This window comes from Pseudalkalibacillus sp. Hm43 (assembly GCF_051842935.1).
In the GTDB taxonomy this organism is placed as follows: domain Bacteria; phylum Bacillota; class Bacilli; order Bacillales; family Fictibacillaceae; genus Pseudalkalibacillus.
On sequence record NZ_JBPXRR010000001.1, the window covers coordinates 3,038,949 to 3,049,823 of the forward strand.

Genomic DNA, 10,875 nt, shown 5'->3' on the forward strand with positions numbered 1-10,875 from the left:
AAAAAGCTGCCCCTAAGGACAGCTTTCACTTTTAGTTGATTCTTTGAAATTCATTCGGCATTTCCAAGAGACTCATTCACCTATCGATCCAGATCCGGTATACGCCAATCGATTTCCTCCATCCCATTCTCTCGGAGGAACATATTGATTTTTGAAAAAGGTCGACTGCCGAAGAATCCTTTGTTCGCTGAAAAAGGACTTGGGTGAGGTGATTTCAGAATCAAGTGATGACCATTCGTGATGAGCTCTTCTTTCGCTTGAGCATGTCTCCCCCACAACAAAAATACGACTGGTTTTTCCCTTTCATTCAATGTCTGGATCACGGAATTCGTAAACTGCTCCCAGCCTAAGCCTTTGTGGGAATTGGGTTCCTTTTTCCGTACGGTGAGCACTGTGTTCAGCAGCAAGACACCTTGTTTGGCCCAATGAAGTAACGATCCATGGTTCGGGATATCATGTCCAAGGTCAGCTTGAAGCTCCTTGAAGATATTTTTCAGAGACGGTGGCTGTCGTACACCTGGTTGAACTGAAAAGCTTAACCCATGCGCTTGTCCTGGTCCGTGATAAGGGTCCTGTCCGATGAGCACGACCTTCGCATCCTCGTAAGATGTATAGTGAAGCGCATTGAAGATATCATACATATCTGGAAAAACGGTATGGGTACCATATTCCACTTTCAATTGCTCTCTCAGTTTATGATAATAGTCCTTTTCGAACTCCTCTCTTAGAAGTACAGACCAATCATTTTGTAGGATTTCCATCGTTCAATCACCTGTTTTTAACGTTGTTTTACGGGTAGTATATCACACGAAATTATCCCATTCGATGCCCGTATTATTTCCCCGACAATATTCTACACCGTTATACCATATACTTTCGGATCACACTTGTCGCATCCGCTCGCAAATACCTGGATCGTCCCAAGTAGAGCGGGATTTCCAATTTTTCAAAGTCCGGCAACCCTTTTTCATTGAACAAGGTATCATCACGATAAAATTTCGTGATATCCGCGACGAACCAGTCATGATCTCCATACGAATTGACGTCGATCGTCTTGCACTCATACGCCACATACGCATCATGTAAAATCGGCGCGTCCGTCGTAATCCCTCTGTCGAAAGAAATGCCTCCCAGCTCAAACTTATCCGTATCGCTTCCAGAGTATGACCCTGATTGTTGGATGAATTCCGCTTTCTCGTATGGCAGGAAATTGATCGCGAATGATCCCGCATTTTTGACAAGTTGATGGGTATGTCGCTCCCTTCCGATTGCCACACCGTAAATGGCAGGATCATAGGAGATATAAGAATGCCACCCTGCTGCCATGACATTGTCTTCTCCGTTATATGAAACGGTCACGATTGCGACCATGCCTGGATAACTGTGCATGACCATTTGATCTGTCGGTTTCCTCATTCCACTAACCCCTTTCCATCTTTCTGTTTTTTAATTATCACACGAATCGGAATGTTTTGTCATAAGTTTGCTATAATGAAAATCGTTGGGTCATAGCTCAAAGGGGGTTCCATATGGAGATTAAACGTATACCTACAGAAGATATCAATTCATTCATCGAAATCGTCAGCCGGTCTTATCCAGGAATGAAGGTCGTATCGGATGACGATATACAGAAGATGACCGACCGTTTCATTGATATACAAGAGAACGATACGACAAAAGCCCTTTACGGTGCCTATCAATCGGGGAAACTTGTCGGCGGCATGCTGTTCCATGATTTCGAGATGATGTTTTATGGGCAGAAAGTACCGGTAGGCGGGATCGGTATGGTGGCCGTCGATCTATTACATAAAAAAGAACGGGTCGCCAAGACGATGCTCGAATATTTCCATCAGCATTATCTGGAGAGAGGCGTTTACATGACGGCCCTCTATCCGTTCAGACCGGATTTTTATAAAAAGATGGGGTATGGATACGGTACGAAGAAAGACCGCTATCGAGTACAGCCACAGCATCTCCCGAAAGGTCCATCAAAGTCGCATATCGCCTACATATCGCTTGGGCAAATCGGTGATCTTGTAACGTTCTACAATAAAATGGCTGTTCAAACGCATGGACTCATGATTCGTTCTGAGAAGGATTTTGAGAAACCGATGAAACAGCCAGGCAATTACACGATCGGATACATAGACAATGGAGAAATCAAAGGTTACGCAGGTTTTTCATTCAAATCCGAAACGAGGGACAGCTTCTTGCAAAACGACATCCTCATTCATGAGTTCATGTATGAGGACAGTGAAGTTCTCTCTGAGATGCTTACGTTTTTCCATAGCCAGCAGGATCAGATCCGCTCCATCTATTTCGATACACAAGACGAACATTTCCACCACCTGCTCACCGATCCGAGCAACGGCTCTGGGCATCTGATTCCGCATGCTTTCCATGAGAGCAATACACAAGGTGTCGGACTCATGTATCGCGTCCTCGATACGGAAAAGTTCATGGATTCGGTAAAGGGGCATCATTTTAACGGTGTGGAATTGGCGTTGGAAATTAAGGTTTCCGACACGTTCCTGCCGGAAAACGATAAGCGCTTTTATGTCCATTTTGAAGACGGTAAAATGACCATCCAGAAGGAGACAAAGACGGATGTCGCAATCGAGCTCGATATAGCCGATTTCTCGTCCATGCTCATGGGCGTGCTCCCTTTCCATGCCTTATACACGTATGGAAAAGCGAAAATATCAGATCCAGCCTACGTCGCAAAGGTAACGCAATTATTTTACACACATCAGAAACCGGTTTGTTTCAACCGCTTCTAAGATTTTACGATTTGAGGGATTTATATGTTAGCAAAAACGATCAGACAAGGTGAACGGGTCTATTTAGGTCGATTTACAGAAGAAGATTTGGAGAAGGTTTCAGCATGGTACCACGATGATGAATATATGCGTTGTATGGATGCGTCCCCTTCTTTTCCATTATTGAAAAGGGACTTCAAAGACTGGGTCGAGCTTAAACCCCGAGAACAGAAATCATACTTATTCGCCGTCCGCATGCGACAGGATGACCGCGTCATCGGCTGGGTGGACTTGGATGATATCCTCTGGCCGCATCGCAATGCCTGGCTAGCGATCGGCATCGGCGAACGGGACTTGTGGGACCAAGGCTTAGGATACGAAACGATGGAGCTTGTGTTGAATTTCGCCTTCAACGAACTGAACCTCCATCGCGTTCAATTGACCGTCTTCAGCTACAACAAGCGAGCGATCAAACTATACGAGCGGTTAGGATTTCAACACGAAGGCGCCCAAAGAGAATTCCTTCAACGGGACGGCGAACGCTACGACATGCTCATGTACGGGATATTAAGCCACGAATGGACAAAGCAAGCATAAGGATCACGATGGGAAACGTCATTTTTTGACGTTTCTTTTTCTTTTATGAGCGTCTGTACAAACATCATTGTCCTATTTTTAGTACAATAGTGAATACTAGTTGTTATGTAGGAGGGATTCTGTTTTGGATCTGATCGATATTTCGAAAGTACAACCTATCATAGAACGTTTCGTCGATAAAGACGTCTACATCCACCTGGAAACGACAAACGGAGCGTACGCTTCTCATTTCAATGAGCAAGTGTTCTCTGCAGGTGCATATATCCGAAACGGTAAAATTAAATACACACGTGGGAAAATCACTGGTGAAGGACCGTACCGGGTCGGGTTGAAGATGGACCTTGGATGGATCTATGCTGAGGGGATCACCCATTGGGAGCTGGATGCGAAAAACCGACTGTTGATGGCGGGTCATGATCAAGACGGAAAACTAGCCGTCGCACTGCAAATCAGCGAAACACCGTTTGAATAAAGAAAAGCGGAAAGGAGCGATAACATGGAGAAGCAAGTATTAGTGGTCTTCCCTCACCCTGATGATGAAGCGTTCGGGGTCTCGGGATCGATTTCAAAATACATTGATAGCGGAACGCCTGTCACATATATGTGTTTGACCCTCGGAGAGATGGGACGTAACATGGGCAACCCTCCTTTCGCAACGAGGGAAACCTTGCCTGAAATTCGTAAACAAGAACTATTGAATGCCAGCAAAGTCATGGGCTTGAATGATTTGCGAATGATGGGGCTTCGAGACAAGACGATTGAGTTCGAAGATCCTGAAATGCTCGCTGATATGGTCAACGATGCCATTGAAGAGCTGAATCCATCGTTGATCATCACATTCTATCCAGGATACAGCGTACATCCAGACCATGACGCATGTGGCGCAGCAGTCATCAAAGCTGTGAGCCGATTGCAGGAAGCGAAACGACCGAAAGTCGAGTGTGTCGCGTTTTCCCATAATTGTGAGGAGGACCTCGGGAAGCCCGATGTCATCCGCGATGTTTCAGATTTTATCGACCGGAAGCTGAACACATTGGAAGCCCATAAGAGCCAAACAGCAGGCTTGATGGCTGGGATGAAGAAGCGCCTTCAAGCAAACGAAGAGGAACTGATGAACTGGATCAAGTTTGAGCGATTCTGGACGTATTCATTCGATAAGTGATCACAAAAAAATGGCTGACTCATAGGAGTCCAGCCATTTTTTTACGTTATTCTGACTCAGCAGGCTTCTTAGCATGTTCAAGCATAAGCTTTTTTACCATACTGCGTTGTTTTTTATGAACAAGGATATACAACGTATCCCCCCCACATAAAACGGTATCCCCCATCGGAGTAATGAGAGCGTCCTTCCGTATGACCGCCGAAATCAAAGTATGATCTGGAAGGGGAAGATCTTTGATTTTGTTTCCTATGACAGCAGATTCTTTCTCCACTCGGATCTCCATCATTTCATTCTGGGTCTTACCAATCGAAATGAGTTCCAGACTATGTGGTACTTCTGCTCTAGCACCGTGCAAAAATTTAAAGTACTTGCCTAACGGTGAGATCGTTGCCCCTTGAATCAATGCTGAAGTGAAGACAACGAAAAAGACGACATTAAAGAGTAATCCGCTGTCTTCCAATCCTGCGACCATCGGATAGGTGGCCAGTACGATGGGTACCGCTCCTTTCAACCCAGCCCACGAGATGAAGAGCTTCTCTCTTACGTCGAATTTGGTCGCGATCAGACTAATGAAAACCCCGATTGGACGAGCAACGAGCATCAGGATGAAAGATAGAGCGATCCCTTGCCAGACGACATCCAGTAATTGATTCGGGAATACCAGCAGACCTAGTAAGATGAACATGGTTATTTGCATCATCCATGCGAACCCCTCATTGAACCGAACAATAGAATGTCGATAGGTCAAATCGCGGTTCCCTAGGAATACCGCCATCACATATACGGCAAGAAAACCACTCGCGCTTATGAGACTAGCAATTCCGAAGGTGAAGATGGCTAAAGCGATCGATAAGACTGGATATAAGCCTGATGAATCCAGGTTGATTTGATTGATGACCCATACTGCCACTCTTCCAAAAAGTAATCCGATAAGGAGTCCTACACCCATTTGCCAGAAAAAGTCCAACAGGAACGTAGCCGGATTCACATTGTCGATCTGGATTAACTGTAAAATCGTGACCGTCAAGAAAATCGCCATTGGATCATTCGTACCGGATTCGGCTTCTAAAGTCGATGTCAGTTTTCTTTTGATGTTCTTATTCCCTAGCGCTGCAAAAATCGCTGCGGCATCTGTAGAGCCGACAATCGCACCGAAAAGAAATCCTTCTAACCAACTGACATCCAATATGTATTTTGCTGCTATACCAGTAACCATCGTCGTGATGAGCACACCGATTGTGGCCAAAGATAAAGACGGTTTGTAGACCTTTTTGATATCATGCCATTGCGTTTTAAGACCACCCTCAAACAGAATGACAATCAACGCAAAGGTACCGATCAGTTGGGTAAGCAATGCATTATCATAATATATGTACTCGTTCAGTATCATACCGACCATGATAAACAGAACTAATGAAGGCAACCCTAATCTTGCAGAGAACTTGGCGGTTATGACGCCAATAATCAATAAAATTGAAACAAGCAAAATCGTACCATCTACACTGAATTCCATTTCCGTCCTCCCTCGTCTACTTCCATTATATGAAATTACGAACCTCCAAAACAAATCTTACAACTAAAAAACCCAATGATACCAATGGAATCATCGGGTAAATGCGTATTAATTTTCTTGTTCGATTGAAAAGAGTGATTGCAATTGATCTGTATTCTGGGTCAGATCGGCTAACGTATATTGGTCCAATACGTCGAAATAAGCTTTCAATGCTTTGTTCAATACACCTTTCAATTTACACGCCGGGCTTATGATGCAGGTGTTATTCGCAGCATCGAAGCATTCTACGAGATAAAAGTCCTCTTCTGTCCTTCGGATCAATGTACCGATATTGATCTCATCTGGATTCTTACCAAGTGTGATGCCACCATTTCTTCCTCGCACCGTTTTAATGTAACCAAGCTTACTGAGCTCGTGCGTCACTTTCATCAAATGATTTTTGGAAATTTTATAGGTATCAGCGATTTCTTTAATTTGGACGAGCCGGCCATCCACCTGGGTCGCCAAGTACATCAACACTCTTAAAGAAAAATCACTGTACTGGGTCATTCGCAAAGGAATCCCTCCTTCATAGGAGTTACTATTATGCTCTAATCGTACCACTGCCAACCATGCAGGAAAAGCACTTGAACTCACGTGTGACAGCTTTTTGAACATGAATGTGACAAATCAGCGAAAAGATGTATTTCATATACATCTTATACAGGAACCTCAACTATAATAAAGGTGTATTCAAAATACATCTTTTATAAGAGGAGCTGATTTTGATGTTAGATCCAAAAACCGTTCAAACGATCAAATCGACTGTCCCTGTATTAAAGGAATGTGGAACCGCTATTACTTCACGTTTTTATGAATTGCTATTCACGAACCATCCAGAACTATTGAACCTATTCAACCATTCCAATCAGCAAAAAGGACGCCAACAAGGTGCTTTGGCGAATGCTGTATATGCTGCTGCAGTACATATCGATCGTCTGGAGGAAATCCTTCCGGCTGTGAAGCAAATCGCTCACAAACACCGTAGTTTAGGCGTCAAGCCGGAGCAATATCCTGTTGTAGGTGAAAATCTCCTTAAAGCCATTAAAGATGTATTAGGAGATGCTGCAACTGATGAGATTTTAGATGCGTGGGCCAAAGCTTATCAAGTCATTGCTGATGTGTTCATACAGGTTGAAGCCGACATGTATCAAGAAGCTGAGAATCAGGTAGGCGGATGGAAAGATTATCGTGAATTTACATTGGTCAAAAAAGAGGTGGAAAGCAAGGTCATCACTTCGTTCTATTTGAAGCCTTCTGACGGAAACGCGTTGGCACCATTTTTGCCAGGACAATATGTAAGTGTGAAGACGGAAATTCCAGGAGATCCACACACGCACATTCGCCAATACAGTCTATCCGACTCTATAAAAAAAGAGCACTACCGACTGTCTATCAAAAGAGAAGGTCGGGTATCTAAATACTTGCATGACCACGTAAAAGAAGGAGATCGCCTGTTCTTAAGTGCTCCTGCAGGAGACTTCACCCTGGATACAAAATCCGAAAAGCCACTTGTATTGATTGGCGCAGGAGTTGGCCTTACTCCACTCATGAGCATGCTTGCAACAACACTTACGCACACACCTGATCGGGAAGTTCATTACATTCATGCTGCCATCAATGGAGAATATCAGGCGTTGGGTGAACACGTTTTAAATTTGGCAAATGAGCATGATCAAATGAAAGCACATTTCATTTTTGAAAAACCGTCAGATCATGATCGTGCGCATCGACTTTTTGCGAAAGAAGGATATGTAGACTTTGACTGGCTACAAAATGTAGTATCAAGTGACGCAGAGTGCTACATCTGTGGTCCAGAAGGGTTCATGAAAAATGTGATCAACTCATTACAACGAATAGGTGTACCAGCCGAAAACATCCACTACGAGTTTTTCGGCCCAGCCATTGATTTAGGACTAGAGACCGTATCGGTTGAATAACCTGATTTCCAAACTAGAAAAGGGGCAAACCACAAATTTTTATAGGTTGCCCCTTTATCTATCAAACTCTCTTTCCATCAATTGAACTAGAATTGAGACCTAATGCAAGCATATACTTCTAAAAGTCGGAATCTTGCCTGTTCTCCTTGTTTATGATCATCTAATATTCTTTTGTAATCTAACTATGTGGAATTTCGAGTATGCACCCGATCATGAAGGAAGAATGACTGATCCATAAATTTAACGGACATTGAGTACCTTATTTCTATAAAATAGTCATTTTGCTAAACTTAACGGACATAGGAGACCTTATTTGGTCCAAAATCATCAAAAACAATGTACTTTTTAACAAATAGCGTATCAGATGTCCGTTAGCATCTCCAATTGAGCATTTTTGTCACAAATAACGGATCTCCTGTCCGTTAAGCCCTATTTTTCTAGCTTCCTTTTTAATGCTTGCTCAAATAAAAAACGCAAGTGGTTCGTGTAGAAACCACATTGCGTCTTGAATGATTTGATATCTCGGGTTTATTTTATTGGTCTTCGAATAACACCTTGTACTCCCCATACCCTTCCTTATCCAGGTCTTCTTTCGGAATGAAACGGAGTGCGGCAGAGTTGATGCAATATCTCATACCATCCGGACCAGGTCCATCGTTGAACACATGTCCAAGATGCGAGTCTCCGCCTTTACTGCGCACTTCAGTACGGATCATGAAGTGGCTCAAATCTTTCTTTTCTTTGATTCTGGAAACGTGGATCGGCTTTGTGAAACTTGGCCATCCACAGCCTGCATCGTACTGGTCTTTCGAGCTGAACAACGGCTCTCCAGAAACGATATCGACATAGATGCCTTCCCGCTCATTGTTCCAGTATTCGTTTTGGAAAGCAGGCTCTGTTCCGTTCTTTTGGGTCACCTTATACTGGATGTCAGTCAGATTTTCACGAAGTTCCTTGTCGTCTTTTTTCATTGTCCAGTTCTTTTCGGTGAAGTCCTTACGACCCGATCCCTTGTAATACGCATTGTAATGGCCAGGATGTTTTTTATAATATTTTTGATGATGATCCTCCGCCGGATAGAATTCAGAAGCCGGCAGAATTTCAGTTACGATCGGCTTGGAAAAGCGACCGCTCTGTTCGAGTTCTTGCTTGGATGCTTCTGCTAGTTCCTTCTGCTCATCATTATGATAAAAGATGGCGGTCTTATAAATCTCGCCGCGATCATAGAACTGCCCGCCAGCATCTGTCGGGTCGATTTGCGGCCAGTAGATTTCCAGTAATTTTTTATATGGAAAAATCTCCGGATTGAACGTGATCTGGACGACTTCACGATGCTTGTCTTGCTTCGCAACGATTTCTTCATAGGTCGGGTTCTCAATCGTTCCACCCATATAGCCGGATACAACTTCTTCGATTCCAGGCATTTCATCAAAGGGTTTTACCATACACCAGAAACAGCCACCTGCAAAAGTAGCCTTCTGTAATTGCTTATTGCTTTCAGCCATCTTCATCCCTCCAATTTTCCTGCTCCACTTTTAGAATATCCTCTTTGGAAAAAGTTTTTCAAAAAAAGTGCTTATCTTTCATCATAGTCATCTTTATTCCATTAGCAAATTAAACGCCTTGAGTGTACCGGGGACTTTTCACTAACGAAAAAAGACTACCCTTCTTTATGGGCAGTCTCCATCCGTATTACGCTTTTTCCGCAACGAGCGTGAACATCTTCGGTAGTCCGATGTCATGGACTTTTTGGTTCGTTTCTTCATCCAACATCTTGACAACCAGCCCTTGTTGAGCGATTTCTGTTACAACTTCTCCTAGAGTCCACTTCCGTTGCAGCACTTCATTTTCTTCTTTCTTCCCCTCAGATGAATACTTTGAGAATGCTACACCTCTTCGTTCAATCGTCGGGTCGAAGTAATTGCCGTCCACTTTATGTTTCTTCCCTTTGGAAGTGATCAGTTTTGTCGAAATCGGGTGGAATTCTTGGAGGATGAATTTGCCTCCTGGTTTCAACAACGCTTGGACTTTACTCATCAAAGGTTTCAAATCGATGAAGTAGTGCAGGACTCCTAATTCCATCATAACGACGTCATAGTGGTTTTCCGTTTCAAACGACAATACGTCTGCAACCCGGTAGTCTAGTTCGACACCGGAGGATTCCGCAACTTCCTGTGCGTAAGCCGCATTCTCTTTTGAAAAATCGACAACCGTTACATCTGCACCGAGTAAAGACATCGCCACACCTTTGATTCCATTCGAGCCCATCAGATGAACGACCTTTTTTCCTTCCAAAGATCCGAATTGAGGATATAACGATCCGAGCCTTCCAGCTGGATGCCGTTTGATTTTTTCCGCTGCTACTTCTGGTGTTCCATGACGGTTAACCAGTGCCTCATACGTATTTTGGTTCCAGGCAGATTCGTTTTGATTCGTCATCCGAGCTTGTTGATCAGCTAAGTACGAAGCAACGAGTCCTTCAAATCGCGGATCTTCCTTCAAGTCATATAAGGACTGACACCATAAAGATGCCCCACTGTTCTCAACCTCGATTCGGTAACGGTTCGTCCGAATTGTGGTGTTATATCGGCAGGAAACATCGACGGTCACATCCTCCATTTTAAAATGAAAAGCGCCTCTCTCAGTCGTCTGCTCAACCGGACTCGGGTGGTATGGTGCAAAAACGTCATATACCGTTTCGAAAACGTCCCACTGCACTTCCACGCATACTCGATCCGATTCTAAGTCTATCCCCTGCAAAGAAAGGGCTGTTTCATTTATGAATTGATAAGGGATGGCCTGCTCTTGGAAGGCTACAGCAAGGTTATGGATTTGTGTACTATATATATCAGATGACATGGTTGA

The 10,875-nt window shown here is 43.8% G+C and carries 11 protein-coding genes; 5 read left to right on the forward strand and 6 right to left on the reverse strand.

Translation table 11 applies throughout. The annotated features are described in order from the left end of the window. Positions 1-80: 80 nt before the first annotated feature. Positions 81-761, reverse strand: a complete 681-nt coding sequence (locus ACSVDE_RS15730; protein ID WP_439301800.1) for a uracil-DNA glycosylase — start codon at positions 759-761, stop codon at positions 81-83. Positions 762-861: 100 nt separating this feature from the next. Next, positions 862-1,416, reverse strand: coding sequence for a flavin reductase family protein (locus ACSVDE_RS15735; RefSeq protein ID WP_439301801.1), 555 nt, complete (start codon positions 1,414-1,416; stop codon positions 862-864). A 113-nt stretch (positions 1,417-1,529) separates the two neighbouring features. Here ACSVDE_RS15735 and ACSVDE_RS15740 point away from each other — a divergent pair, with 113 nt between their 5' ends. The 4 genes from ACSVDE_RS15740 to bshB2 all read left to right on the forward strand — a co-directional run bounded on the left by ACSVDE_RS15740 (position 1,530) and on the right by bshB2 (position 4,518). After that, positions 1,530-2,780, forward strand: a complete 1,251-nt coding sequence (locus ACSVDE_RS15740; protein WP_439301802.1) for a GNAT family N-acetyltransferase — start codon at positions 1,530-1,532, stop codon at positions 2,778-2,780. A 24-nt stretch (positions 2,781-2,804) separates the two neighbouring features. Continuing rightward, positions 2,805-3,356, forward strand: coding sequence for a GNAT family N-acetyltransferase (locus ACSVDE_RS15745; protein ID WP_439301803.1), 552 nt, complete (start codon positions 2,805-2,807; stop codon positions 3,354-3,356). 124 nt (positions 3,357-3,480) lie between these two features. Continuing rightward, positions 3,481-3,828, forward strand: a complete 348-nt coding sequence (locus ACSVDE_RS15750) for a YojF family protein (protein ID WP_439301804.1) — start codon at positions 3,481-3,483, stop codon at positions 3,826-3,828. 24 nt (positions 3,829-3,852) lie between these two features. After that, positions 3,853-4,518: a bacillithiol biosynthesis deacetylase BshB2 gene (gene bshB2 / locus ACSVDE_RS15755; RefSeq protein WP_439301805.1), complete on the forward strand. Its 666-nt coding sequence runs from the start codon at positions 3,853-3,855 to the stop codon at positions 4,516-4,518. A gap of 46 nt (positions 4,519-4,564) precedes the next feature. Here bshB2 and ACSVDE_RS15760 read toward each other — a convergent pair whose 3' ends face one another. Together ACSVDE_RS15760 and ACSVDE_RS15765 are read right to left on the reverse strand one after the other, a co-directional pair. After that, a complete protein-coding gene (locus tag ACSVDE_RS15760; RefSeq protein WP_439301806.1) occupies positions 4,565-6,031 on the reverse strand; it encodes a potassium/proton antiporter in 1,467 nt (488 codons plus the stop codon). Positions 6,032-6,139: 108 nt separating this feature from the next. Further along, positions 6,140-6,586, reverse strand: coding sequence for an RrF2 family transcriptional regulator (locus ACSVDE_RS15765; protein ID WP_439301807.1), 447 nt, complete (start codon positions 6,584-6,586; stop codon positions 6,140-6,142). Positions 6,587-6,798: 212 nt separating this feature from the next. On the opposite strand from ACSVDE_RS15765, the gene hmpA reads away from it, so the two are divergent. Then, complete coding sequence (hmpA, locus tag ACSVDE_RS15770) at positions 6,799-8,010, forward strand: NO-inducible flavohemoprotein (RefSeq protein WP_439301808.1); 1,212 nt, start codon at positions 6,799-6,801, stop codon at positions 8,008-8,010. Between the two features lie 533 nt (positions 8,011-8,543). Here hmpA and msrB read toward each other — a convergent pair. After that, on the reverse strand, positions 8,544-9,515 hold the full coding sequence (gene msrB, locus ACSVDE_RS15775; protein WP_439301809.1) for a peptide-methionine (R)-S-oxide reductase MsrB: 972 nt from the start codon (positions 9,513-9,515) through the stop codon (positions 8,544-8,546). A gap of 187 nt (positions 9,516-9,702) precedes the next feature. Further along, complete coding sequence (locus tag ACSVDE_RS15780) at positions 9,703-10,869, reverse strand: class I SAM-dependent methyltransferase (protein ID WP_439301810.1); 1,167 nt, start codon at positions 10,867-10,869, stop codon at positions 9,703-9,705. Positions 10,870-10,875 lie beyond the last annotated feature (6 nt).

What these genes read in the sequence shown, in the direction of transcription:
- ACSVDE_RS15735 (WP_439301801.1), bottom strand. Translation starts at nt 1,416, where the DNA reads ATGAGGAAACCGACAGATCAAATGGTCATGCACAGTTATCCAGGCATG.
- bshB2 (WP_439301805.1), top strand. Translation starts at nt 3,853, where the DNA reads ATGGAGAAGCAAGTATTAGTGGTCTTCCCTCACCCTGATGATGAAGCG.
- msrB (WP_439301809.1), bottom strand. Translation starts at nt 9,515, where the DNA reads ATGGCTGAAAGCAATAAGCAATTACAGAAGGCTACTTTTGCAGGTGGC.
- ACSVDE_RS15730 (WP_439301800.1), bottom strand. Translation starts at nt 761, where the DNA reads ATGGAAATCCTACAAAATGATTGGTCTGTACTTCTAAGAGAGGAGTTC.
- ACSVDE_RS15760 (WP_439301806.1), bottom strand. Translation starts at nt 6,031, where the DNA reads ATGGAATTCAGTGTAGATGGTACGATTTTGCTTGTTTCAATTTTATTG.
- ACSVDE_RS15780 (WP_439301810.1), bottom strand. Translation starts at nt 10,869, where the DNA reads ATGTCATCTGATATATATAGTACACAAATCCATAACCTTGCTGTAGCC.
- ACSVDE_RS15740 (WP_439301802.1), top strand. Translation starts at nt 1,530, where the DNA reads ATGGAGATTAAACGTATACCTACAGAAGATATCAATTCATTCATCGAA.
- hmpA (WP_439301808.1), top strand. Translation starts at nt 6,799, where the DNA reads ATGTTAGATCCAAAAACCGTTCAAACGATCAAATCGACTGTCCCTGTA.
- ACSVDE_RS15745 (WP_439301803.1), top strand. Translation starts at nt 2,805, where the DNA reads ATGTTAGCAAAAACGATCAGACAAGGTGAACGGGTCTATTTAGGTCGA.